The sequence below is a fragment of the Macrococcus equipercicus genome (genome assembly GCF_024205945.1).
Lineage (GTDB): Bacteria > Bacillota > Bacilli > Staphylococcales > Staphylococcaceae > Macrococcus > Macrococcus equipercicus.
The window spans coordinates 1,834,399-1,860,044 of record NZ_CP073809.1; the positions used below are offsets into that span (position 1 = coordinate 1,834,399).

22 protein-coding genes, 5 tRNA genes and 3 rRNA genes are annotated in these 25,646 nt (G+C 47.9%); 1 reads left to right on the forward strand and 29 read right to left on the reverse strand.

Annotation, left to right across the window (positions count from 1 at the left end):
- Positions 1 to 39: 39 nt before the first annotated feature.
- The 5 genes from KFV11_RS09730 to KFV11_RS09750 form a co-directional block, all read right to left on the reverse strand.
- The gene (locus tag KFV11_RS09730) at positions 40 to 909 is read right to left on the reverse strand and encodes a MurR/RpiR family transcriptional regulator (RefSeq protein WP_170234615.1); all 870 of its coding nucleotides are present in this window, start codon (positions 907 to 909) and stop codon (positions 40 to 42) included.
- Between the two features lie 13 nt (positions 910 to 922).
- Positions 923 to 2,392: a glycoside hydrolase family 32 protein gene (locus KFV11_RS09735; RefSeq protein ID WP_149459844.1), complete on the reverse strand. Its 1,470-nt coding sequence runs from the start codon at positions 2,390 to 2,392 to the stop codon at positions 923 to 925.
- Positions 2,393 to 2,476: 84 nt separating this feature from the next.
- Positions 2,477 to 3,235: a twin-arginine translocase subunit TatC gene (gene tatC / locus KFV11_RS09740; protein WP_149459843.1), complete on the reverse strand. Its 759-nt coding sequence runs from the start codon at positions 3,233 to 3,235 to the stop codon at positions 2,477 to 2,479.
- Between the two features lie 53 nt (positions 3,236 to 3,288).
- A complete protein-coding gene (tatA, locus tag KFV11_RS09745) occupies positions 3,289 to 3,495 on the reverse strand; it encodes a twin-arginine translocase TatA/TatE family subunit (protein ID WP_254249830.1) in 207 nt (68 codons plus the stop codon).
- Positions 3,496 to 3,506: 11 nt separating this feature from the next.
- Positions 3,507 to 4,139 carry a redox-sensing transcriptional repressor Rex gene (locus KFV11_RS09750; protein ID WP_149459841.1) on the reverse strand — a complete coding sequence of 211 codons (633 nt, stop codon included), beginning with the start codon at positions 4,137 to 4,139 and terminating at the stop codon, positions 3,507 to 3,509.
- A 152-nt stretch (positions 4,140 to 4,291) separates the two neighbouring features.
- On the opposite strand from KFV11_RS09750, the gene KFV11_RS09755 reads away from it, so the two are divergent.
- The gene (locus KFV11_RS09755; protein WP_254249831.1) at positions 4,292 to 6,214 is read left to right on the forward strand and encodes an ABC-F family ATP-binding cassette domain-containing protein; all 1,923 of its coding nucleotides are present in this window, start codon (positions 4,292 to 4,294) and stop codon (positions 6,212 to 6,214) included.
- Positions 6,215 to 6,459: 245 nt separating this feature from the next.
- Here the strand turns inward: KFV11_RS09755 and tsaD are convergent, their stop codons facing one another.
- The 24 genes from tsaD to KFV11_RS09875 form a co-directional block, all read right to left on the reverse strand.
- Entirely contained in the window at positions 6,460 to 7,458 is a 999-nt protein-coding gene (gene tsaD / locus KFV11_RS09760; protein WP_149459839.1) for a tRNA (adenosine(37)-N6)-threonylcarbamoyltransferase complex transferase subunit TsaD, read from the reverse strand.
- On the reverse strand, positions 7,451 to 7,879 hold the full coding sequence (gene rimI / locus KFV11_RS09765) for a ribosomal protein S18-alanine N-acetyltransferase (protein WP_149459883.1): 429 nt from the start codon (positions 7,877 to 7,879) through the stop codon (positions 7,451 to 7,453). Before rimI ends, tsaD begins: the two co-directional genes overlap by 8 nt.
- Positions 7,880 to 7,890: 11 nt before the next feature.
- On the reverse strand, positions 7,891 to 8,547 hold the full coding sequence (tsaB, locus tag KFV11_RS09770; protein WP_149459838.1) for a tRNA (adenosine(37)-N6)-threonylcarbamoyltransferase complex dimerization subunit type 1 TsaB: 657 nt from the start codon (positions 8,545 to 8,547) through the stop codon (positions 7,891 to 7,893).
- Complete coding sequence (gene tsaE / locus KFV11_RS09775) at positions 8,528 to 8,989, reverse strand: tRNA (adenosine(37)-N6)-threonylcarbamoyltransferase complex ATPase subunit type 1 TsaE (RefSeq protein ID WP_149459837.1); 462 nt, start codon at positions 8,987 to 8,989, stop codon at positions 8,528 to 8,530. The genes tsaB and tsaE overlap by 20 nt, the downstream gene beginning before the upstream one ends.
- A gap of 162 nt (positions 8,990 to 9,151) precedes the next feature.
- Positions 9,152 to 9,266, reverse strand: a 5S ribosomal RNA gene (gene rrf, locus KFV11_RS09780).
- A 197-nt stretch (positions 9,267 to 9,463) separates the two neighbouring features.
- Positions 9,464 to 12,387: ribosomal RNA gene (locus tag KFV11_RS09785) — 23S ribosomal RNA — on the reverse strand.
- A gap of 137 nt (positions 12,388 to 12,524) precedes the next feature.
- Positions 12,525 to 12,600 (reverse strand) — tRNA-Ala (locus KFV11_RS09790).
- Between the two features lie 28 nt (positions 12,601 to 12,628).
- Positions 12,629 to 12,705, reverse strand: a tRNA-Ile gene (locus KFV11_RS09795).
- A gap of 91 nt (positions 12,706 to 12,796) precedes the next feature.
- Positions 12,797 to 14,350, reverse strand: a 16S ribosomal RNA gene (locus KFV11_RS09800).
- The 16S, 23S and 5S rRNA genes sit together here with 5 tRNA genes alongside, the layout of an rRNA operon.
- A gap of 135 nt (positions 14,351 to 14,485) precedes the next feature.
- A tRNA-Gly gene (locus KFV11_RS09805) sits at positions 14,486 to 14,559 on the reverse strand.
- A gap of 16 nt (positions 14,560 to 14,575) precedes the next feature.
- Positions 14,576 to 14,659 (reverse strand) — tRNA-Leu (locus KFV11_RS09810).
- Positions 14,660 to 14,770: 111 nt separating this feature from the next.
- A tRNA-Glu gene (locus KFV11_RS09815) sits at positions 14,771 to 14,842 on the reverse strand.
- 74 nt (positions 14,843 to 14,916) lie between these two features.
- On the reverse strand, positions 14,917 to 15,366 hold the full coding sequence (locus KFV11_RS09820; protein ID WP_254249832.1) for a SprT family protein: 450 nt from the start codon (positions 15,364 to 15,366) through the stop codon (positions 14,917 to 14,919).
- On the reverse strand, positions 15,363 to 17,507 hold the full coding sequence (locus KFV11_RS09825) for a Tex family protein (RefSeq protein ID WP_254249833.1): 2,145 nt from the start codon (positions 17,505 to 17,507) through the stop codon (positions 15,363 to 15,365). Before KFV11_RS09825 ends, KFV11_RS09820 begins: the two co-directional genes overlap by 4 nt.
- 67 nt (positions 17,508 to 17,574) lie before the next feature.
- Entirely contained in the window at positions 17,575 to 18,351 is a 777-nt protein-coding gene (gene sigB, locus KFV11_RS09830) for an RNA polymerase sigma factor SigB (protein WP_149459114.1), read from the reverse strand.
- Positions 18,326 to 18,802: an anti-sigma B factor RsbW gene (gene rsbW, locus KFV11_RS09835; RefSeq protein ID WP_149459115.1), complete on the reverse strand. Its 477-nt coding sequence runs from the start codon at positions 18,800 to 18,802 to the stop codon at positions 18,326 to 18,328. The genes sigB and rsbW overlap by 26 nt, the downstream gene beginning before the upstream one ends.
- A complete protein-coding gene (locus tag KFV11_RS09840; protein WP_254249834.1) occupies positions 18,799 to 19,125 on the reverse strand; it encodes an anti-sigma factor antagonist in 327 nt (108 codons plus the stop codon). The genes rsbW and KFV11_RS09840 overlap by 4 nt, the downstream gene beginning before the upstream one ends.
- Positions 19,126 to 19,207: 82 nt before the next feature.
- Positions 19,208 to 20,206 carry a SpoIIE family protein phosphatase gene (locus KFV11_RS09845; RefSeq protein ID WP_425463260.1) on the reverse strand — a complete coding sequence of 333 codons (999 nt, stop codon included), beginning with the start codon at positions 20,204 to 20,206 and terminating at the stop codon, positions 19,208 to 19,210.
- 81 nt (positions 20,207 to 20,287) lie between these two features.
- Positions 20,288 to 20,641 carry a type II toxin-antitoxin system PemK/MazF family toxin gene (locus KFV11_RS09850; RefSeq protein ID WP_149459118.1) on the reverse strand — a complete coding sequence of 118 codons (354 nt, stop codon included), beginning with the start codon at positions 20,639 to 20,641 and terminating at the stop codon, positions 20,288 to 20,290.
- A complete protein-coding gene (locus KFV11_RS09855; RefSeq protein ID WP_254249835.1) occupies positions 20,642 to 20,785 on the reverse strand; it encodes an antitoxin MazE in 144 nt (47 codons plus the stop codon).
- 65 nt (positions 20,786 to 20,850) lie between these two features.
- Positions 20,851 to 21,996 carry an alanine racemase gene (gene alr, locus KFV11_RS09860; protein ID WP_254249836.1) on the reverse strand — a complete coding sequence of 382 codons (1,146 nt, stop codon included), beginning with the start codon at positions 21,994 to 21,996 and terminating at the stop codon, positions 20,851 to 20,853.
- 95 nt (positions 21,997 to 22,091) lie between these two features.
- On the reverse strand, positions 22,092 to 22,439 hold the full coding sequence (acpS, locus tag KFV11_RS09865; RefSeq protein WP_149459318.1) for a holo-ACP synthase: 348 nt from the start codon (positions 22,437 to 22,439) through the stop codon (positions 22,092 to 22,094).
- A 169-nt stretch (positions 22,440 to 22,608) separates the two neighbouring features.
- Entirely contained in the window at positions 22,609 to 24,111 is a 1,503-nt protein-coding gene (cshA, locus tag KFV11_RS09870) for a degradosome RNA helicase CshA (RefSeq protein ID WP_149459121.1), read from the reverse strand.
- Between the two features lie 191 nt (positions 24,112 to 24,302).
- On the reverse strand, positions 24,303 to 25,646 hold the full coding sequence (locus KFV11_RS09875; RefSeq protein WP_254249837.1) for a UDP-N-acetylmuramoyl-tripeptide--D-alanyl-D-alanine ligase: 1,344 nt from the start codon (positions 25,644 to 25,646) through the stop codon (positions 24,303 to 24,305).

Sequence of the window (25,646 nt, forward strand, 5' to 3'; positions counted from 1 at the left end):
TATTTTCGTCCGGGCGGTCCCTTGCGAATATTCTCCCGGCTATTTTCGCCTGAGCGGTCCCTTGCGAATATTCTCCCGGCTATTTTCGTCCGGGCGGCCCTTTGCTGCAACGATGCCCTGCACTTCCTCAAGACCGCTTATGTAATGCATGACGGTTTCCTCCATCAGCCCGCATAAGACCGCAAACACACAGTCAATCACTACAACTTGTGTCAAGTATTCAGTCATCGACAGCATAGGATAATTATCCTCTTCTTTATAAGTCAGCAGTTTAATATCAGCATAGGACGGCTGACCAAGTGCTATAACTCGTACCTCTTTACTTCGCGCATAGCTCAGGAGTTCTTCGAAAGATTCCGTCCGCTCAGCTGTAAATATGACGTCCCCTTTAGACATATGAACTATCGCGCTTGCCGCAGCTCCTTTGTCATGCACTACTTCTGTTCTTTTATTAAGATGTGCGAGCTTTTGTTTGAAGACAGTCATCACTACTGAATCACACGCTTCAACAAGCAGTATATAACTTGCTGCTTTAAGACAGACCGCTGCTTCCTGGACAGCTGCCGCTTCTATTAATCTCTCAGTTCTGTCGAGTGCATAAACAGCTTGCTGAAATATTTTAGCAATTCGTTCATCCACGGGGTCAGATAAAGTCATTCCCTGCTGGCTACCGACCGGACCATCAAGCTCACGTGCCAGCTGGATTTTCAAGTCACGGAAGCCGCGCAGTCCGATCGTCCGACTGAAACGAACGACCGCAGCTTCACTTGCTGAGGCACGAATCGCAAGCTGCTTAATCGTCGCCTGCGTCACCCATTCAGCATGCTCCACGACTATGTCTGCAATGCGCTTCTCTACTTGCGTCAATGCATGTCGCCGTTCAGCAATCTCTACCAGTACAGAAAACACCGCGCCGCCTCCTCTAGTGCTGCAAGAGCTGATACTTCGTAAACTTAAAATAAACCTGCCCTGATTCTGTCGATGTTCGGATCCCGCGCGCATCACCGGCCGGAAAAATACGCGCAGTCATCACGCGCTCACCATGGTTCAGAAAAATCTCAATGCTCGATTCATCCATAAAAACTTGGATGTGCCTTAAATCATGCTCCAGCACAACAGACCGCCTCGTATCTTCGTCTCCCGCCAGCTGTCCGCTTTCCGACCGGTCGAGTGTGAAACGGCGTTCGCGTTGATTGTAGCTCAGCAGCGTCGATTCCTTTTTAGAGACACGGAGCTCAATATAAAATTCTGTTGATTCATTCTCAATGATATCGACAAGCAGCTCGTAGCAGTTTCCTTCGTAAGGATGCAGCTTAATATTGTGCTTCATCGCATACCCTTCCGCTGTCTCAACAGTCCCTCTGCGTTTCTGCCACTCTTTAAGCGGACGCTGCCGCAGCCGGCCGTCTTCCACTGTCAGCTCACGTGGTATCGTCAGGCAGTTCGCCCAGTTGTACGCATCAGTCGGATAAGCAGTGTCCGGCAGTCCCATCCAGCCGATCAACAGACGTCTGCCGTCTTCAGCGAGCGTCGTCTGCGGTGCATAAAAATCAAAGCCATGATCCAGTTCAATAAAGTCACCATGTGTCATCTGAAATGTCTCTTTGTCCAGCGTACCGAGCAGGTAGCCGGACTGATGAATATTTTTGTACTGCTCCCCATCCGCTTCGACTCCCTGCGGACAGAACAGTATAACGTCGTGGCCATCCAGCTCGAAATAGTCGGGGCATTCCCACATATAACCGAAGTCGGTATAATCGGTCTTCAGCTCAGAGACGAACTCCCAGTCTTTAAAGTCAGGCGACCGGTAGACGACGATAGTCCCTGTCTGATCCAGCCGCTGTGCACCGATGACCGCAAAATAACTGCCGTTGTCGAACCATACTTTCGGGTCACGGAAGTGCTCTGTGTAACCTGTATGAGGCCCTTTAATGATCGGCTGTTCGCGCTTCACAAAATCTTGAGACGTGAGCACTGCCACCAGCTGATAAGGGATGCGTTCCCAGTCCGCAGTGCGATGATTACCGGTATACACAACGTGCAGCTGCTCATCTACAACAATAGCTGAGCCGCTGTAGACACCATGAGAATCAAACGTAGTATCAGGTGCGAGTGCAGCGCCGTGCGCTTTGAACGTGACTAAATCATGTGACGTCAAATGATACCAGTATTTAACGCCGTGCACGGCACCGAGCGGAAACCACTGATAGAACAAGTGATACTCGCCCTTATAATAAACAAAACCGTTCGGATCGTTCAGCAGACCGGTCGGCGGCTGAATATGGAAGTGCTGACGCCACGGCGCACGGTCCGTCTCATCAAGCAGCTTCAAATATTCTTCTTCCGGCACGTCGCTCAGTTTCCTGTAACGCATCTCTCTCGTCCATTCCATTTAATCCGCCTCTTTCCCTCTGCTGTACTGTTTACTTAATTTTAGCATGAAGACACAAAAAAACCATCCCGAGATTGAGATGGTTTAATCGTTATTGAGTTCATCCTGCAGTAACTGCTGCTCCGCCTTCAAATACTGACGGTAGCCGATTTTGCTGATCTGGATGCTGACTTCATACAGGACAATCATCGGCAGGACGAAGATCACATACGTCATGACGTCAGGCGGTGCGATAATCGCTGCTACAACCATGAGCGCAAAGTATGCATATTTCCGGTTCTTCTTTAAAATGACCGGCGTGATGATGCCGAGCCTTGTCAGGAATAACAGCAGTATCGGCAGCTGGAAGACGAAGCCGAAAGGAATAGTGAATTTCAGCAGCTCATTGAAATATTCCCTGACACCGATCAGCTGATTGACCCCCATATCGGCTGCCAGTCCAATCGTGAAGTGAATCATGTAAGGAAAGATAATAAGGTAGCTGAACGTCAGACCAATCAAAAACAAGATGATGCTGACTGGAATATAGCTCAATGTGACTTTCCGTTCCTTCGGATGCAGGCCGGGCGAGACAAAGGCCCATACTTGATAAAGAATGACCGGCGAAATAATAATGATGGCAATCAGCATAATCACCGTAATATAGATGGTCAAAGGATCGGTCACTTTGAAGTAGTGCAATGTGATTTCCGGCGGCAGGTCATCCTTCGTCAGAAACTTTGTGACGCGCTTACCAAAGAAGAAGCCGACCATTACACCACCGACAAGGAAGTAGGCGATGATCATCAGCCGCTTTCTCAGCTCTTCCAAATGCTCGATTATCGTTAAATCGTCTTTACTCATTCGAGGTATTTCCCTCCCCATAAAAAAAACGGCAACAAGCTGCCGTTTTCAACTTATTTACGAACGTCTTTATCGTCTTTATCGTCTTTATCGTGGTCTTTCATAATGCCGTCTGTCGCATCTTTGAATTCTTTCAGCGATGAACCCATCGCGCGTCCGAATTCCGGCAATTTCTTAGGACCAAATATGATCAAGGCAATGACACCAAGGAATACAAGAATCGCTGGTGAAGCAAATCCTAATGTAGTAATTAAGAACATGTTTCTTCCTCCTAATGATTTTTCATAAAGAATATTAAAGACTGTAATTCGATACCTAAATCAATGTGATGGACGTGTACGCCGCTCGGTACGGTCAAACGTTCTGGTGTAAAGTTTAATATACCTTTAATCCCTGATTTTGTCACACGATTTGCTAATGATTGTGCGGCAGTGCCGGGCACTGTCAATATGACAATCTGAATATCCTGCGCTTCGATTATCTGCTCGAAGCGCTCAATGTCCTGCACCTCAATTTTACCGATATGCTTTCCGATAACCGCGGGATCTGCATCAAATGCCGCTTCAATCTTCATCCGGTCACTGACCGTAAAGTTATAGTTCACTAAGGCAGTCCCAAGGTTACCGACCCCGATGATTGCCACCTTTGTTATCATATCCTGCTGCAGAGTCGTCTTAAAGAAATTGAGCAGATACGCTACATTGTAGCCGTACCCTTTCTTGCCGAGTTCTCCAAAATATGAGAAATCCCGTCTGATGGTCGCGGAGTCAATCTGCAGGCCTTCACTTAATTCTTTGGACGAGACGCGGTCGACATTGGAATTATACAATGTGTCCACGAATCGATAATAAAGCGGTAATCGTTTCAGGGTGGCTTTAGGAATTTTTATCTCTTCTTTCGACATCCCGATCACCCAGTTTCTAATGTATTGTGATATACTTCACAGCAATTTATTATACCATGTAATGCCCCTGTTTACTAAGTGAAAATTATGTGACACGCTTTCAGATTCCCACTCATCCGTTATTCATGTAAAATGGATGAGAGGTGGAAATCATGATTCTTTTACAGGCAAGTCAACTCACTAAATCATTTTCCGGCGACACATTGTTTGCCGATGTTAAATTTGAAATTAAATCTAACGACCGCGTGGCTATTGTCGGAAGAAACGGTGCCGGCAAAACAACATTGATGAAAATTCTGGCAGGCGTCGAAAGCTATGACAGCGGTCATCTCATGCTCGCCAAAAATATACGGATGGGCTACTTGACCCAGCAGATGACACTTGATGCTGACGGGACAGTTTATGACGCGATGATGAAGCCGTTTCTGCACTTAGTGGCCATGGAACGGAAACTTCAGGACATAGCCGCATATTTAAGTGATGAGAGCGACAAGGCGGACTCCGCCGAATATCAGGAGAAGCTCACTGACTATGAGAAGCTGCAGGCGGCTTTCGAAGCAGAGGACGGCTATAAATACGACCATAAAATCAAGACCGTCCTGACCGGTCTGAATTTCAGAGAAGAAGACTTCAATCAGAAGATTGATAACTTCTCAGGCGGCCAGAAGACGCGTCTTGCACTCGCTGAGATGCTGCTGCAGGAACCAGACCTTCTGCTGCTCGATGAACCGACGAACCATCTGGACATGGAGACAACGGCGTGGCTCGAAAACTACTTGCTCACTTATAAAGGCGCCATCATTCTGATTTCACATGACCGCTACTTTCTCGATAAAGTCGTCGGGACGGTCTATGATGTGGCACTTGGACGTGTCACAAAATATGTCGGCAACTATTCGCAGTTCATTATCGAACGCGATGCATTCTACGATAAGATGACTGCAGAATATGAGCGGCAGCAGGCAGAGATTGAACGTCTGGAGACATTCGTCCAGAAGAACATCACACGTGCGTCAACATCAGGGATGGCGAAGAGCCGCCGGAAAGTTCTGGAGAAGATGGTACGCATCGAAGCGCCGAAGCTCGATGACCATTCCGTCAACTTGAACTTCAACATTGACCGTGAATCAGGCAATGATGTGCTGAGCGCGGAGCAGCTGGAAGTCGGCTATGAGACACCGATTACAGCCCCGATTTCATTCGACGTCAAGAAACAGGACGCGATCGCTGTCATCGGACCGAACGGTATCGGCAAGACGACATTGATCAAGACAATCGCGAAGCGGCTGCCGGCCATCAGCGGCCATATTAAATACGGTGCGAACGTCACTATCGGTTATTATGATCAGAAGCAGGCCGAGTTCAGTTCATCGAACACAGTGCTGGAAGAACTGTGGCAGTATTATCCGACGATGCCGGAGAAAGATGTCCGTGCGGTGCTCGGCCGCTTTCTGTTTGTGCAGGACGATGTGAAGAAAGCGATCAACGACTTATCCGGGGGCGAAAAAGCACGGCTGCAGCTGGCGAAGCTGAGTCTTGAGAACAACAATGTCCTCATACTCGATGAGCCGACCAACCACCTGGATATCGCTGCCAAGGAAATACTTGAAGAAGCATTGATTCACTACCCGGGCACTGTGCTGTTTGTCTCTCACGACCGGTACTTCATCAACCGTATCGCAACGAAAGTACTCAATGTCACTGCTGAAGGCGCTGCATTATTCCTCGGGGATTACACTTATTTCATCGAGAAAGAAGAAGAACGTGCCGCTCATGAAGCATATGACCAGCAAGAGCAGGCTGCTGCACCGAAAACATCAAGCTATGAAGACAACAAGCAGGCACGGAAAGAACGCCGCAAAATGGAGCGCGCTCTCCAGCAGCTGGAGGAAACAGTGGCGTCCCAGGAAACGCTCATTGCAGACATTGAGCATACGCTGACGCTGCCGGAAGTGTTCAATGACAGCCAGCGGAGCTACGAACTTCATCAGCAGCTGGTCGCAGCCCAGTCCACTCTTGAAGAAGCGATAGAACAGTGGGCAGAACTTGAAGCACTGCTTGAAGAATCGGAGTAATTGCCGGTTCTTTTTTTGTGCACAAAGTTATTCACAGGAAAGATGCGATATTGTCAGCCATCCACAAAGTTATTCTAGTTATCCACAGAAATCTGAAAATTTCATACGTATCCTTTCGTGTAAAATAGTTATTCCTTTAAAAGTTATCCACAATATGTTAACAACTTGTGTACAGGTACGTATGTTCTATTTGACTCAATCACCAGAATTTATACTAAAAAAGACCAGAAAATTAATTCCTGGCCTTATAAATCAAGTGAACTTCTGCCGTTCAGGCTGTAATCTGCAAAATGCTGCTGCCGGTATAGGAAATAAGCGGCGGCACCGATCATGGCTGCATTATCCGTACATAAGTTCAGCGGCGGAATATGAAGCTCAACATGATGCGCTGCTGCTTCTGCTGTTAATCGCTTCCTAAGTCCACTGTTCGCTGCCACGCCGCCGCAGACAATCAGTTCTTTAATATCATAAGCTTCAAGTGCCTCAAATGTCTTTTTGCTCAGCACGTCGACCACACTTGCCTGGAAGCTTGCTGCCACGTCTTCAGGCTTCACTGTTTCACCTTTCTGCTTTTTGTTATGCAGCGTATTAATGACAGCACTCTTCAGGCCGCTGAAACTAAAATCATAACCTTCCAGCACGGGTCTCGGGAAGTTTAATGTGTCTTTTCCCTCTGCCGCTAAGCGATCGACAAGAGGACCGCCTGGATACGGCAGGTCGATCGTCCGCGCCACTTTATCGTAAGCTTCTCCGACTGCATCGTCACGTGTCTCGCCGATCACTTCAAAGTTTAAGTGGTCACGCATCACGACAAGCTCCGTATGACCGCCTGACACAATAAGGGCAAGCAGCGGGAACTTCAGCGGTGCTACGATATGATTGGCATAAATATGGCCGGCGATATGATGTACAGGAATAAGCGGCTTGTTATGGCTGATGGCTAGAGCTTTCGCTGCGTTGATGCCGACAAGCAGGGCACCGATCAGGCCGGGCCCTTCCGTGACAGCGACTGCATCAATCTCCTCCATCGTCAATTGTGCTTCTTTCAAGGCATCTTCAATCACCATTGTAATGTTCTCGACATGATGACGGCTTGCTACTTCAGGTACAACACCACCGAATCGTTGATGTGACTCTATCTGACTGTTCACACTGTTACTGAGCACATCACGGCCGTTTCTGACGATACTAACTGCTGTCTCATCACAGCTCGTTTCCACTGCAAGAATTGTTATATCATTCATTTTTTAACCTCACCCACATCACTTTCGCATCCTGGCCGGGACCATAGTAATCACGTCTCAGGCCGCCGTACGAAAATCCTAGTTTTTCATAGACATGTCTTGCCGCAGCGTTTTCCTCACGCACTTCAAGACTCATCATCTCACACGTCATCCGCGCGTAGTTCATGACATACTCAAGGAGCAGCTGACCATAACCACAGCCTCGAAGCGTCTCAGCTATAGCGACTGTCGTAATCTGTGCCTGGTCAATGACAATCCAGAGGCCAAGGTAACCGATCACCTGGTCGTCTAATGTCATAACAAAATAATGACCGAATTCATTTTTTTCAAGCTCATGGTAAAATGCATCCATCGTCCATGAACCGGACGGGAAGCTCTGCTGTTCTATGTCATAGACTGCCGGGACATCGCCAACTGTCATTTTTCTGATGGTTAACCCTGGTTGTTCAGCCAATTGCGTTCAGCCTCCGATATTCTTAAGTAAGTCGGCTCAAATGTATGAACGTCGACTGCATCACCAATCAACCGGCGCATTTCCACACTCCGCGGAATGCAGTAGAAGACAGGTCCTTTTAACTGCTGCTCAAGCTTCACAGCATCCATACCGACGAATAAATACGGCAGATGCTGGTCTTTCAAGTAGCCATTCAGCTCAGCAATCGTCATATAGCTGTCTTCTTTAATCGTTTCAATAGTCACACCTTTATAGCGGTAAATACCTGTATAAACCGCATCTCTTCTCGCATCGATGACAGGGACCACTAGAAATTCATGCATTCTCACTGTTGCCGCAAGCGCCTTTAATGACGATACCGCATAGAGCGGTATATTCAATGTATAAGCAAGTGTCTTAGCAGCAGTCACGCCGATGCGAAGCCCGGTATATGAGCCCGGTCCTTTACTGACGACAATGCCTTCTAAATCTTTCATTTCTAAACCCGCATAGTTCATGACATAATCAACAGCCGGCATTAACGTGATAGAATGGTTGATTTTCTTTGCGCTGTTGAATTCAGCCAGCACTTCGATGCCATCGCTCACACTCACGGATAAGGGCTGATTCGCTGTATCAATATGAAGTAACTTCATCGTTCAGTGCCTCCAGTAATTTGTTGTAGTGTACTCCCTCTGCTGTCACAGTCACCTGGCGGGAATCGTCGGAAATTCGTTCAATCGTTATCGTTAAGTAGCCGGGCGGCAGAAACTCTTCAATCATCTGCGGCCATTCGATCAGCGTAACACCATCACCGTAAAAATAGTCATCAAATCCAAGGTCTTCGTCACTATTCTCCAGTCTGTAGCAGTCCATATGGTTAAATGGCATGCGGCCGTCATATGATTTGATGATGGTAAATGTCGGCGAGCTGATCGTTTTAGCTACGCCGAGCGCTTTGCCGAAGAACTGGCTGAAAGTCGTCTTACCAGCTCCAAGGTCACCTTTTAACAAATAGACGTCATTAGGCACTGCACGCTTAGCAAGGCGAGCTGCGAATATATTCATTTCTTCTAAAGAGTTAATTATCAGTTTCATCAATGATTCACCTACGTTAATTAATAATATCTATTGTAACATCTAATATGATGATTAAAACACTTTTATGGTGGCGTTCTCCTGTGTGCGAAGCAGGACACATTAAAAGAACACAAAAAAAAGAGACCTGAACGGTCTCGGTGCGGCTCATCGCATATTTCTGCCCGGCAGCGTCCTACTCTCGCGGGACGTCAGTCCAACTACCATCGGCGCTAGAGAGCTTAACTTCTGTGTTCGGTATGGGAACAGGTGTGACCTCTCTGCCATCGTCACCAGACAGATGGGGTGAATTATACCCTCAAAACTAGATAAACGCTGAAGAAGTGATCCGACCGGCAATGCCGATAAATCTATGTTTGTCCAGCTACAGCTGCGCTGTCTTTCATCATTTTCTAAGCCGTACTGACAATCAGGATTGTCATCCGCCTCATCAAAAATGATTCAAGCCATTCCGCTTGCCTTCGCTTTTCTTAATTGATTAAGTCTTCGATCGATTAGTATCCGTCAGCTCCACACATTACTGTGCTTCCACCTCGAACCTATCTACCTCATCATCTTTGAGGGATCTTATAACCGAAGTTGGGAAATCTCATCTTGAGGGGGGCTTCATGCTTAGATGCTTTCAGCACTTATCCCGTCCATACATAGCTACCCAGCTATGCCGCTGGCGCGACAACTGGTACACCAGAGGTATGTCCATCCCGGTCCTCTCGTACTAAGGACAGCTCCTCTCAAATTTCCTACGCCCACGACGGATAGGGACCGAACTGTCTCACGACGTTCTGAACCCAGCTCGCGTACCGCTTTAATGGGCGAACAGCCCAACCCTTGGGACCGACTACAGCCCCAGGATGCGATGAGCCGACATCGAGGTGCCAAACCTCCCCGTCGATGTGAACTCTTGGGGGAGATAAGCCTGTTATCCCCGGGGTAGCTTTTATCCGTTGAGCGATGGCCCTTCCATGCGGAACCACCGGATCACTAAGTCCGTCTTTCGACCCTGCTCGACTTGTAGGTCTCGCAGTCAAGCTCCCTTGTGCCTTTACACTCTGCGAATGATTTCCAACCATTCTGAGGGAACCTTTGAGCGCCTCCGTTACTCTTTAGGAGGCGACCGCCCCAGTCAAACTGCCCGCCTGACACTGTCTCCCGCCACGATAAGTGGCGCGGGTTAGAAAGTCAACACAGCCAGGGTAGTATCCCACCAGCGCCTCGACGTAAGCTGGCGCTCACGCTTCGAAGGCTCCTACCTATCCTGTACAAGCTGTGCCGAATTTCAATATCAGGCTGCAGTAAAGCTCCACGGGGTCTTTCCGTCCTGTCGCGGGTAACCTGCATCTTCACAGGTACTATGATTTCACCGAGTCTCTCGTTGAGACAGTGCCCAAATCGTTACGCCTTTCGTGCGGGTCGGAACTTACCCGACAAGGAATTTCGCTACCTTAGGACCGTTATAGTTACGGCCGCCGTTTACTGGGGCTTCAATTCGTAGCTTCGCTTGCGCTAACCACTCCTTTTAACCTTCCAGCACCGGGCAGGCGTCAGCCCCTATACGTCACCTTACGGTTTTGCAGAGACCTGTGTTTTTGATAAACAGTCGCTTGGGCCTATTCACTGCGGCTCTTCAGGGCTTGCACCCTAAAAAGCACCCCTTCTCCCGAAGTTACGGGGTCATTTTGCCGAGTTCCTTAACGAGAGTTCGCTCGCTCACCTTAGAATTCTCATCTTGACTACCTGTGTCGGTTTGCGGTACGGGCACCTAATTTCTAACTAGAGGCTTTTCTTGGCAGTGTGAAATCAACGACTTCGCTACTATAATTTCGCTCCCCGTCACATCTCAACCTTCGCGAGCACCGGATTTGCCTGATGCTCAGTCTTGATGCTTGGACGTACATAACCAACAGTACGATCGCCTATCCTTCTGCGTCCCCCCATCGTTCAAACAATCTTAGGTGGTACAGGAATATCTACCTGTTATCCATCGCCTACGCCATTCGGCCTCGGCTTAGGTCCCGACTAACCCAGAGCGGACGAGCCTTCCTCTGGAAACCTTAGTCAATCGGTGGACGGGATTCTCACCCGTCTTTCGCTACTCACTCCGGCATTCTCACTTCCAAGCGCTCCACATGTCCTTGCGGTCATGCTTCGACGCCCTTGGAACGCTCTCCTACCATTGTCCTACGGACAATCCACAGCTTCGGTAATATGTTTAGCCCCGGTACATTTTCGGCGCAGCGTCACTCGACTAGTGAGCTATTACGCACTCTTTAAATGATGGCTGCTTCTAAGCCAACATCCTAGTTGTCTGGGCAACGCCACATCCTTTTCCACTTAACATATATTTTGGGACCTTAGCTGGTGGTCTGGGCTGTTTCCCTCTCGACTACGGACCTTATCACCCGCAGTCTGACTCCCGCATTAAATTATCTGGCATTCGGAGTTTGTCTGAATTCGGTAACCCGAGGGGGGCCCCTAGTCCAAACAGTGCTCTACCTCCAGTAATCATCATGCGAGGCTAGCCCTAAAGCTATTTCGGAGAGAACCAGCTATCTCCAGGTTCGATTGGAATTTCTCCGCTACCCACACCTCATCCGCTCACTTTTCAACGTAAGTCGGTTCGGTCCTCCATTCAGTGTTACCTGAACTTCAACCTGGACATGGGTAGATCACCTGGTTTCGGGTCTACGACCTGATACTCATTCGCCCTGTTCAGACTCGCTTTCGCTGCGGCTCCGCATCCACTGCTTAACCTTGCATCAAATCGTAACTCGCCGGATCATTCTACAAAAGGCACGCCATCACCCATTAACGGGCTCTGACTACTTGTAAGCACACGGTTTCAGGTTCTATTTCACTCCCCTTCCGGGGTGCTTTTCACCTTTCCCTCACGGTACTGGTTCACTATCGGTCACTAGAGAGTATTTAGCCTTGGGAGATGGTCCTCCCGGATTCCGACGGAATTCCACGTGTTCCGCCGTACTCAGGATCCACTCAGGAGGGAATAACTTTTCGACTACAGGACCTTTACCTTCTCTGGTTGACTTTTCCAAAGTCATTCGTCTAAATTATTCCTTTGTAACTCCGTGCTGAGTGTCCTACAACCCCAGGATGCAGGCATCCTGGTTTGGGCTCTTCCCGTTTCGCTCGCCGCTACTCAGGGAATCGAGTTTTCTTTCTCTTCCTCCGGGTACTTAGATGTTTCAGTTCCCCGGGTGTGCCTTCTCATATGCTATGTATTCACATATGGATAACATGACATGACTCATGCTGGGTTTCCCCATTCGGAGATCTCTGGATCAAAGCTTACTTACAGCTCCCCAGAGCATATCGTCGTTAGTAACGTCCTTCGTCGGCTTCTAGTGCCAAGGCATCCACCGTGCGCCCTTAATAACTTAATCTGTTATTAATAATGTGATGTCTGCATAAATGCAGACGCGCGATTTCTAAGAATTCAATAAAATGAACTCACTCGGTATTGCTTGGTAAAATCTTTTTCTTCTTCATTGTTTATCTAGTTTTCAAGGTACAAATTTAATGGTGGAGACTAGCGGGATCGAACCGCTGACCTCCTGCGTGCAAAGCAGGCGCTCTCCCAGCTGAGCTAAGCCCCCAATATTCTGGAATATATTTAACTATTAATGGTGGGCCTAAATGGACTCGAACCATCGACCTCACGCTTATCAGGCGTGCGCTCTAACCAGCTGAGCTATAGGCCCATTTGAATGATGAACATTCAAAACTGAATACAATATGTCAGACGTTAATCCCTAAGGGATATCAAGTATCCCTTTTCCGTATAATCCTTAGAAAGGAGGTGATCCAGCCGCACCTTCCGATACGGCTACCTTGTTACGACTTCACCCCAATCATCTGTCCCACCTTCGACGGCTAGCTCCTAAAAGGTTACTCCACCGGCTTCGGGTGTTACAAACTCTCGTGGTGTGACGGGCGGTGTGTACAAGACCCGGGAACGTATTCACCGTAGCATGCTGATCTACGATTACTAGCGATTCCAGCTTCATGTAGTCGAGTTGCAGACTACAATCCGAACTGAGAATGGTTTTATGGGATTGGCTTGACCTCGCGGTTTTGCTGCCCTTTGTACCATCCATTGTAGCACGTGTGTAGCCCAAATCATAAGGGGCATGATGATTTGACGTCATCCCCACCTTCCTCCGGTTTGTCACCGGCAGTCTCTCTAGAGTGCCCAACTGAATGATGGCAACTAAAGATAAGGGTTGCGCTCGTTGCGGGACTTAACCCAACATCTCACGACACGAGCTGACGACAACCATGCACCACCTGTCACTCTGTCCCCCGAAGGGGAACGCTCTGTCTCCAGAGTTGTCAGAGGATGTCAAGATTTGGTAAGGTTCTTCGCGTTGCTTCGAATTAAACCACATGCTCCACCGCTTGTGCGGGTCCCCGTCAATTCCTTTGAGTTTCAGTCTTGCGACCGTACTCCCCAGGCGGAGTGCTTAATGCGTTAGCTGCAGCACTGAGGGGCGGAAACCCCCCAACACTTAGCACTCATCGTTTACGGCGTGGACTACCAGGGTATCTAATCCTGTTTGATCCCCACGCTTTCGCACCTCAGCGTCAGTTACAGACCAGAGAGCCGCCTTCGCCACTGGTGTTCCTCCATATCTCTGCGCATTTCACCGCTACACATGGAATTCCACTCTCCTCTTCTGCACTCAAGTCTCCCAGTTTCCAATGACCCTCCCCGGTTGAGCCGGGGGCTTTCACATCAGACTTAAGAGACCGCCTACGCGCGCTTTACGCCCAATAATTCCGGATAACGCTTGCCACCTACGTATTACCGCGGCTGCTGGCACGTAGTTAGCCGTGGCTTTCTGGTAAGGTACCGTCAAGGTACGTTCAGTTACTAACGTACTTGTTCTTCCCTTACAACAGAGTTTTACGATCCGAAAACCTTCTTCACTCACGCGGCGTTGCTCCGTCAGACTTTCGTCCATTGCGGAAGATTCCCTACTGCTGCCTCCCGTAGGAGTCTGGGCCGTGTCTCAGTCCCAGTGTGGCCGATCACCCTCTCAGGTCGGCTACGCATCGTCGCCTTGGTGAGCCGTTACCTCACCAACTAGCTAATGCGCCGCGGGTCCATCTATAAGTGACAGCAGAACCGTCTTTCACTGTTTCACCATGAGGTGAAACATATTATCCGGTATTAGCTCCGGTTTCCCGAAGTTATCCCAGTCTTATAGGTAGGTTACCCACGTGTTACTCACCCGTCCGCCGCTGACTTCAAGGAGTGCAAGCACTCCTGTCTGTCCGCTCGACTTGCATGTATTAGGCACGCCGCCAGCGTTCATCCTGAGCCAGGATCAAACTCTCCATAATAGTTTGTCTGATAAAAGCTCGTTGACTGCTTAAGCCAGTCACTCTGAAAGTACTAAAGTACTCAAATTATTGGAATTAACGTTGACATATTGTCATTCAGTTTTCAATGTTCACTGTTCATTATTAATAGTTATATGGAGCGGGTGATCGGAATCGAACCGACAACATCAGCTTGGAAGGCTGAGGTTTTACCACTAAACTACACCCGCTTATTCAAATAATTAGTGCGGCCGAGAGGACTTGAACCTCCACGGGATTAACTCCCACTAGGCCCTCAACCTAGCGCGTCTGCCATTCCGCCACGACCGCGCGTAGCCGGCATTTACTTCGTTTGTCTGTTTTAGCGACAAGATTTATTATATTATGTATCTGCCATGAAGTCAACACTTTTAATAAAGTTTTTTTATTTTTTTTTAAAAGTGACCCCTACGGGATTCGAACCCGTGTTACCGCCGTGAAAGGGCGGTGTCTTAACCGCTTGACCAAGGGGCCTTTATTTCAACAACGAATATAATCATAAGACGAATCAGCGGTTAAGTCAACATAAAAATAGCTGACACGTAAAATTATACTTTACGTGTCAGCTGTAACTTCCCGCGGCACTTGCCGCAGCTATATTTATGGACATCAATTGCGCGTTTCCTCAAATAGACTTGACCGCACTGGACGCAGTGATATTCATAGTTGTAGTGATGATGCTCGGGCAGTGCCTCGCAAAATCGCGGTGCATCTACCTGCCTGCTCAGCACCTTGAAATCACGGTCGCGATGCTTGTAACCTTTTCCTTTTATATGAAGGTGATAGTGACAAAGTTCATGCTTAATAATCGCGGTTAACGTCTCTATTCCATAGGCTTCGTATTGTCTGTAGTTGAATTCCAGATTGTGCGTACGCAGGAAATAACGGCCGCCTGTTGTCCTCAGTCTGCGATTGAAGACCGCTTTATGACGAAACGGTCGTTCGAACCATTCAAGTGACACCGCTTCTACTAATTGCTGCAGTTCTTCATCTGTCACTCTGGTGCCTTCATCGTCAAAGCGACTTTCCCTTTGTCGAGGTCGACACCATCCACCCAGACATCAACAATATCTCCTACGCTGACGATATCAGTCGGGTGCTTGACGAATTTGTCAGACAGCTTCGAGATATGGACAAGTCCGTCCTGCTTCACGCCGATATCAACGAATGCACCGAAGTCGACAACATTGCGCACGGTTCCTGACAGTTTCATCCCTGCTTTTAAGTCGGCAAGTGATAAGACGTCTGACTTCAGTAATGGCACATGATAAGCATCACGCGGGTCACGTTCCGGGGCGATTAAGGCGGCGATGATATCTTCCAGTGTCGGGAGCCCGATGTCCAGCTGCCTAGAGAGTGCCTGTTTGTCCAGCTCCTTCAGTTTATCCTGCAGCCGGGCTGTACCGAGTTCATCGATAGAGGCCCCTATTTCTTTGAGCAGCTGGTAAGTCACTTTGTAGCTCTCCGGGTGAATCGCTGTTCGATCAAGCGGCTCAGTGCCGTCTAGTATGCGCAGGAAGCCGATACTCTGTTCAATTGTCTTTTTGCCGAGACGCGGAATGCCGGCGATTTCTCTGCTGTGTTTAATCGGCCCTGCTTCTTCGCGGTATTTAATAATGTTCTCTGCGACAGTAGTCGACAGTCCTGAGACATACTGCAGCAACGGCGACGATGCGGTGTTCACATTCACACCGACCTGGTTGACAGCCGTCTCAACGACAAACGTCAATGCTTCGCTCAATGCCTTCTGGTTCACATCGTGCTGGTACTGGCCGACACCGATTGATTTCGGGTCGATCTTCACAAGTTCACTCAATGGATCCTGGACACGTCTGCCGATGGAGACAGCGCTCCGCTCCTCAACTTTGAAGTCCGGGAATTCCCGGCGGGCAAGGTCGCTTGCAGAGTAAACAGATGCGCCCGCTTCATTGACGATGATAAATGATACATCAAGCTTATGCTTCTTAATCATCTCCGCTGTGAACTGCTCTGTTTCGCGGCTGGCCGTTCCGTTGCCGATAGCGATCAGCTCAACATGATGCTGCTTGATCATATCGACGAAAATCTGCTCTGCTTCATGCTTTTTATTGACCGGTTGGTGCGGATACATGACAGACTTCGCGACAAAGGTGCCGTATTCATTAATGACCGCTAGTTTACAGCCCGTTCTATAGGCCGGGTCGACTCCAAGGATGACTTTCCCTTTCAGCGGTGCCTGCAGCAGCAGATTCTTCAAGTTCACTGCAAATATATCGATGGCCTGTGCCTCGGCTTTCATTGTCAGCTCATTTCTCACTTCGCGCTCAATGGACGGCAGTATGAGCCGCTTCAGGCTGTCCGTAATGGCCTCCTCAAATAAGTGGAGCGTATTCGTCCGGCGTTTGACTACTTGATTTCTTAAATATAGTGCCAGTCTGTCAAGCGCTATATCGAACGAGACTTTAAGGATCCCTGCATTTTCTCCTCTGTTCAAAGCAAGAATGCGGTGAGGCACAATAGCTTTAACCGGTTCATCATAAGCATAGTACATCTCAAAGATGCCTTTATCATCTTCAGCGCCGCGTTTCTTCGAAGCTGTAATATGTGCATTGTCCTGCACAAACTTCAGAATATAGCTTCGATATTTCGGTTCATCGGCGATTTGTTCGGCGATAATATCTTTCGCGCCGCTGATCGCATCATCAGTCGTCTGAACTTCTTCAGATAGAAACTGAGCCGCTACTTTGTCGATATTCATATCATTGAATTCAAACAGCTGCTCTGCCAATGGTCCTAAGTTTTTACGCTTCGCCTCTGTCGCGCGCGTTTTTTTCTTCTGTTTGAACGGCCGGTACAGATCTTCGACACGCTGCAGCTTCACCTGGCTTAAAATGTCCTGCTTCAGTTCCGCCGTCAATAATCCCTGTGACTCAATCGCACGGATGACTTCATCTTTTCGCTTCTGCAGCGCTGCCATGTAGCTGTATTCCGTCTCAATCGTCTTGATCTCCACTTCATCAAGACCGCCTGTCGCTTCCTTGCGGTAACGGGCGATGAACGGTACTGTGTTCTTGTCCTCAAGCAGCTTGAGCACTGACTTGATCTGCTCTTCCTTATACGGAAGTTTATTGATGATAAGTTTCATAATATGCTGTTCCATAATGACCTCCTTGATTCATAACGAGTGTAACATAAAAAGCATGTACCTTTATGGCACATGCTGAAAATTATTCGCTATTCTGTACGGCATCTCTCAGTTTCTTAATTGCTGTACGCTGCAATCTTGAAACATGCATCTGACTCAGACCTACTTTTTCACCGGTTTCTTTCTGGCTCAGACCTTCGATGAATGTACACTGAATAATCTGCCGTTCTCTATCAGATAAGATCGGGATAATCTTCTCAAGGATCATCCGCTTCTCAGTCAGTTCATAGCCGTCTTCCTGCTTGCCCATTACATCAAGAAGCGTCACTGTCGAACCGTCTTTATCCGCTTCGATGGAATGATCGACACTGAGGGCGTTATAGCTCTGCCCCATCTCCATCGCTTCCAGCACTTCTTCATCTGTGACTTCCAGGAAGCCGGCAATCTCAGAGATTTTAGGAGAACGTCCCAGCTGGTTCGTCAGCTCGTCAGTCGCTTTTTTTATTTTTGGGCCGATTTCCTTGATCCGCCTCGGCACGTGGACGCTCCACGTCTTATCGCGCAAGTAGCGCTTGATTTCACCGATGACTGTCGGCACAAGGAAAGCTTCAAACTTACGTTCAAAAGACACATCGAACCGGTTGATTGCACCGAGTAAGCCGACCATTCCCACTTGAACTAAGTCTTCATGATGGCTCTGTCCTTTAGAGTAACGGTATGCCAAAGATTCAACCAGCTTCTGATAGTGCTCGACCAATGTCGTCTGGGCCATCTCATCCTGTGTGTCCTGATACAGTTTGATCCACGCATTGATTTCTTCGGGTGTTACATCATTATAAGCTGTTGAGTCTTTCGCCATCAGGTTGCACCTGCTCCCCTGCGATATACTTCGTCATGCTGATTGTTACACCTGCATCTTTTTTAATATTAACTTCGTCCATTAACGATTCAATCAGGAATAAGCCGAGGCCGCCTTCGCGGATAAAATCGACATTCTCGTCTTCATTATAAGGTCCTAGTTCTGCCTTCGTCTTCTCGTAGTCGAAGCTCTGCCCTGAATCTGAGACGATGACTTCTACTTTGTCCTCAAAGATGACATAGCCGACAAGCACATCGCCTTTCACTTCATCTTGATAAGCATGCTTCACTGCATTAGTCACTGCCTCTGATACTGCGATCTTAGAATCCTCGATGTCATCATAAGAGGCGCCGATTCTGCTTAGTATACCGGATAATGTCAGACGGACAAGTCCTACATATTCAGCTGACGCAGGAAAACGCATTTCTACATAATCATAGTTTGACATCACTCAACCTCCGTCCCCTCATTAACATGCATCAGATCTTTCAGACCGGTAATGTCGAACAGACGCTCAATTCGGCTGTTCGCGCCTAACACATACAGTTCATGGCCATGCTTATTCAGTTCCTTTAACGTACCGACAAAAAGTCCGAGACCAGTGGAGTCCATGTAACTCACTTGGCTAATATTCAAGCGGATGTCGTGCGTTCCTTTCTGGCGCAGCGGCTGCAGTACTTCAAGCAGTTCCGGAGCTGTATAAACGTCCAGTTCTCCCGCTACTTTAATATCATAGTGAGTCTCATGTTCTACTGTTTCAATATTCAAGTTCATCTGATACACTCCTAATTAGCTATGGCAGTTTATAATAATCTGTTTGTTATACCCTATTTGTTTATGTATAAACATATAACACTTAATGAATTTTTTTAATGATAAGGATAGTTAAATCATCCCGTTTTTTCGGATCCTGCTGTTTCAGCAGCTCCTCGTAGACCACCTGCACGATATCCTGTGGATGCAGATGCTTATACTCCCTAATGATTTCGAGCAGCTCTTCGGTACTGACAAACTCACCGTTGAGCCGGCGGATTTCAGAGAAGCCGTCTGTAAAGACGATGATCATATCCCCTATTTCAATCTGATGCTCTTTCTGGTCATAACGAGTCGACGGATTGATTCCGAGGACAATGCCCCGGGCATTCAACTCCTGGAAAGAATCCGTTTGTTCTCTGTAAATGTAGCCGGGTTCATGACCCGCAGAACTGTAGTAAAACTTACTGTTCACTTCTTCATAGAGACCATAGAACATTGTGACAAACATATTCTGGTTGACGTTCTTTTCAACGACCCGGTTCAGTCGTTTCAAGCCGTCACTCGGCAGCTGGGAATGCCCGTAGGAATCCATGCCGAACTTGATCATGCTCATCGCCAGAGCTGCCGGGATACCTTTACCGATGACATCGGCAACCGCAAAGCTCATCGTGCCGTCTTTATGGTCGATCAAGTTGAAGTAATCACCGTTCACCCGCTGTGCCGGCACACTGATTGCACCGATTTCTATGCTGTCGAGCTTAGGAATCGCCGTCTTCAGCATCATTGACTGCAGACTGACCGCGACATCCATCTCTTTATCGTGCGCCTCCATTTTGCGGACCAGTGCTTTATAATCACGGTAGGAGAAGCCGAAACCCATAATCATTTCGAGCAGCACATCCATCGAGTACTTCGCTTCTTCCGCCGTCAGTTCTTTCTCAAGCATCAGATCTTTATGCAGTGATACGACTTCTTCCGGCGAAATGTCGTGCTCTATAGCCTCAAAACTCAAGTCCTGCAGACCATCTAAATCTTCTTCCTTCTTAGATGCGATATACTTATCAAAAATGATATTGTATTTCTCTACGAGTGTATCTATATGGTTCATTTAATACCCCCTATCTCTCTCCAATGAAAAAGACTTTAGTCTCCTAAAGTCTCAGACATTCCTCGGACAATATTATTCCTGAGACCGGCCACTCAGGCCAAGACTGATTTCAAGCGCCTCATCGACCTCATCCATTTTGTCAGGAGATAATACAGTCAGCTTATCTATCAATCTGTTTTTATCAATCGTTCTGATCTGCTCCAGCAGAATCACTGAATCCTTATCCAGCTGATGATTAGTCCGTCCGATTTCTACATGTGTCGGAATGCGCGCTTTATTAATTTTGGCGGTTATAGCCGCTACAATCACTGTCGGACTGAACTTATTTCCCACATCATTCTGAATGATGACAACCGGTCTTTTGCCACCTTGTTCAGAACCTTTCACAGGAGATAAATCCGCTAAATAAACATCCCCGCGTTTCATTTATTCACCATCTTCAGATGCAAAGAAGCAATCACTCTGTTCGCTTGCCTCGCACTCGAGTTCAAATTGCTCGTAAGAAATCATCAAGTTCAGTTCTGCCATTGATTGATATCCTTCAGCAAGTAATTGTTCAAACTTCTTCATGAGCTTCCCCCATTCAAACAACGAATTAAGATAATCATACCAAATGCATATAATAAAGACTATCTTTATTTCAGTAATTCATTATAAACTGTCTGCTCGCCGCTTGTATGGTAAATTCTCGGCAGCCGTCTGCTTAAATTGCACAGCACTTCATAGTTGATGGACTGCTGCTGTTCCGCCGCCTGCTCAAGCGACTGACCTGACTTACGTTTGTTATGGATCAATATCGCTTTGTCGCCGACACGGACACTGTCATCAACAACGACCATCAGCTGATCCATACAAATACGGCCGACGATTCTGCAGTCAGCGCCGTTAATGTTAACCGCATAGCCTTCCATACTGCGCAGAAAACCGTCAGCATAACCCAGCGGCAGTGTCGCGACCTTTGCATCAGCTGCTGCCGTGTACACTGCGCCGTAGCTGACGCTGTCACCAGCTGCCAGTTCTTTGACGAAGTTGACCGTGCTGACAAGCTGCATCGCAGGCTTCAGTTTAAGCGGCGCCTGTTCCTGAATAAACGGGGACGGATAATAGCCGTACATACTGATGCCGAACCGCAGTGCTGTGCATTCCGACATATCATAGCGGAGCGCCGCTGCAGAGTTCTGGCAGTGGATGAACTCAGGCCGGTCTTCACTGATGACGGCAAGAAAGCGGTCATAAGCTTCAGCGGTCAAGCTGTTATCTACGTCAGCAGAACTGAAATGTGTAAATACACCTTCAAAGACAAGTCCCGGGTGCTGTCTGACCACTTCAGTGACTGCACGATACTCCTCCACATCCCGTATGCCGATCCGGTTCATGCCGGTGTCAACTTTGACATGCAGCCAGAGCGATTTATCGCTATCTTCTTTAAGATAGGACAGCGCCTCATTCAGCCAGTCTATGCCGGGCACTGTCAGCGCCACACGATGACGCAGGGCCTTGTTGATATCTTCCGGCTCGATGATACCGAGAATAAGCAGCTTCGCTTTAATGCCGTGCATTCTCAGCTCTATCGCTTCGTCCAGTGTCGCTACTGCGAAAAATTCTGCACCGTTATCCATCAGATGCCCTGCAACCTGCACCGCGCCGAGTCCATAGGCATTAGCTTTAACAACAGCGATCACCGTCTTGTGAGGATGCAGCCGCTGCACAGCGTTGAAATTGTGGCTGATGGCGTCTAAGTCAACATTGATATAACTGGGACGATAATATTTTGTGGTCATTTCTTCACCTCAAATGGAATTACGTAGATTTTAACATAAATGATGTGGCTATTGATAAAAGTAAGGCAGAAAATTTATTCATCTGCTGCTGTGTGTTACTTATCTTCCAGCACAACAAAAGCAGTGGCGACCGTAGTGGAATGCGCGATACTGACATGGACGTTGTACTGACTGTCATGGATGTAAGGTTTGCCTTTTGCATCATTCAGACAGCATATATCATTAAAGCGGAATTTACTGCCGATACCTGTACCGTAAGCCTTTGAATAAGCTTCCTTGACGGCGAACCGGCCGGCCGTGAAACTGATTCTGCGGGCATCATGTGACATATCAGCCAGCAGTTCAATCTCCGCCGGGTGCAAAATACGCTTAATAAATTTTTCGCTCATCAGTGCTGCAATACGTTCTATTTCTATAACATCTGTACCGATTCCTGCAATGATGGTCATCTCCTCCTCTCAGTCATACGCCTTTAATCGTTTGTAGTGCTTCTACATATCATACCATCAAGATTGCTTCATCACTAAAGCAGAAGCCCCCTATTCCTCCATAGACTACAGTAAAAAATAAAAAAGTTAAACTCCACTAACGGAATTTAACTTTTCAGGCTTACTATTTTTTATGGTCCGCAAATGTACGGCCTTTGAATGTTTTTGGTTTGCTTGCGCCAGCACTGCGGTCATGTGGTTTACGACGACCGTCTTTGCTGTCACGACGTTTCTGACCCGGTTTGAAGTTTCGGCTGCCGCCTGCGCTGCCGCCGCGACGTCCGTAAGATGATTTACCGCCTTTACGGCCAAGTGGTTTTTCGAATGTCAATTGAACATCGACTTCGCTGTTTGACTGAATCAGCTCCTGCAGCAGAGCAGTGACTAATTTCACGTCACCATATTCTTCAAGCAGATTAGCTGCGATAGATTCAACGCGTTCTTCAGAAGGTTTCGCCACCCATTCAGCAACTTTCTTCTTCACTTCGCTTTCGCGGGCTTTCATCACTTCGCCTGGTGTTGGTGGACGCAGGGCTTTCATCGTGCGGTTCTTCTCTTTTTCGATCTGACGGATATAATCCATTTCGATCGGGTTGACGAATGAAATCGCCATACCATGTTTACCGGCACGGCCTGTACGACCGATACGGTGCGTGTAACTTTCAACGTCCTGCGGGATATCGAAGTTATAGACGTGAGATACGCCCGAGATATCTAATCCACGTGCAGCAACGTCTGTTGCAACGAGGATGTCGATCGCATCGTTCTTGAATTTTTTCAGTACTTCAAGACGTTTCGCCTGAGTGATGTCACCGTGAAGACCTTCTGCACGGTAGCCTTTAGAAATTAACGCGCTTGTCAGTTCGTCAACACGGCGTTTTGTACGGCCGAAGACGATTGCAAGTTCAGGGCTGTGAACATCGAGGAAGCTTGTGAATGTATCGAACTTCTCAAGTTCTTTGACGATTGTGTAATATTCATCGATATCCGGATTAGAATCGACGTTTGTCATCGTCTTAACAACGATAGGATCATTCATGAACTTCTGAACAAGTTCCTGGATCGCTTTAGGCATTGTCGCTGAGAAGAGTAATGTCTGACGGTTTTCTTTCGGTAGTTTATCCATGATGAAACGCATATCATCGATGAACCCCATGTTCATCATTTCATCTGCTTCATCAAGAATCAATGTATTGATCTGGTCTGTCTTTAAAGTACGACGGTTTAAATGGTCGATGACACGTCCTGGTGTACCGACAACGATTTGAGGTTTCTTCTTCAGCTCTCTGATCTGACGGTCAATCGGCATACCACCGAAAATAGTTGTCACTTGAATGCCTTGGCCGCGGCCGAATGCTTTCAGCTGGTCAGCCACCTGCACAGCAAGTTCACGAGTCGGCGCCAGAATTAAACTTTGGATGCCCTCATTATTTTTTACTTTCTCGATCAACGGAATACCGAATGCACCCGTTTTACCAGTACCTGTCTGTGCTTGACCAAGTACGTCTCTTCCCGCCATTGTGTGGGGAATACTATCCAATTGGATAGGGGTAGGATCTGTAAACCCTAATTTTTCCAGCGCATTGATTGTAGGCTCGCTGATACCTAATTCTCTAAATTTTTGCAAAATTATTTTCTCCTTTATAGTCGCTTGTTACTAAACATCTGTGTGATTTTTCACTATGCTCTCGCGTTAACTTCTCTATACTACCACCTGAGCCGGTTAATAGCAAATGACCCATCTCTCATTTCACTGGTCGTCCTTATAATAAAAGCCGCCCTGATGTGGACGGCTCAATGACGTATGCGCTTACATAATTAGTTCGAAATATTTTCGATAATCGTTTCCAGTGCCATGCCGCGGCTTGCTTTGAACAGCACAACTGTATCAGCCGTCAGCCGCGGGCGTAAAAATTCTGCGACTGCCCCTTTATCATCAAAATGATAAGCGGTCGTCAATTTCTTCGCTTCATCATGAATATGTTCAGCCGCCCGGCCGGTCGTAATAACCGTCATTTGCATGCCGTCAAAATACTTGCCGACTTCACGGTGATACTGCTCTTCATCAGGACCAAGCTCCAGTACATCGCTCAGCACGATATATTTATCGCCGGTCATCCCATTCACTGTATCGATAGCGGCCTTCATGCTCGTCGGGCTCGCATTATAAGCATCGTTGATCAGCAGACTGCCGTTCGGTCCTGCGAGCTGTTCCATCCGCATACCCGTCATCTCCAGCTGCTGAAGATGCATATTGATCGCTTCGTCTGTCAGGCCGAAACGTCTGCCGATCAAAATAGCGATCGCCGCGTTCCGGGCGTTATGGATGCCGAGCATCGGCAGCGTGAATACGGTGTCAGACGGCGTCACTTTGAACTGAATAGCGCCGTCGGTCATATGGATATCAGTGATGCGGTACGGGTTATCTTCATTCAGGCCGAGCGCTGCCCGTTCGCCCTTATACGTTTCAGCAAGAGGCGCAAGCAGCGGCTCATCGCCGTCATAGATGAATAGTCCGCTGAGGCCGTCGGTAATTTCAAACTTCGCCCTGGCAATGCCTGCTCGTGAACCCAGGTCACGCATATGGCTCTCCCCGATATTCGTGATGACTGCGACATCCGGTTCAGCAAGTGTCGACAGCAGTGAGATTTCCCCGAAACCTGACATCCCCATCTCAAGTATGGAGATTTCAGTGTCGTCATCCAGCTGGCAGATTGTCAGCGGCAGCCCGATTTCATTATTATAGTTACCGAATGTTTTCTTGACTTTGAAGACAGGTGACAGCACTGCACTAACTATATCTTTTGTCGTTGTCTTGCCGTTAGAGCCGGTAATCCCGATGACTTTCGGCTTCACTTCTTTAAGATAGGCTCTGCTTAAGCGCTGCAATGCTTGTAGACAGTCGTCCACCATCACGAGCGGTAAGTCCGCCGGAGCACCCGGCACATCCTCCTGCCAGAAGCTTGCGGCAGCACCGTCCGCTATCGCCTGACTAACAAAGCGATGACCATCCGTCTGCTCTCCTTTAAAAGGGATGAACAGAACACCTTCAGTGATTTTCCGGGAATCGATGGCGACTCCTGCCACTTCGGTCGTTTTATAGGCATCACTGACTGTTCCGCCGGCCATCTGTGCGATTTCCTGTAATGTGCGTTTTATCAT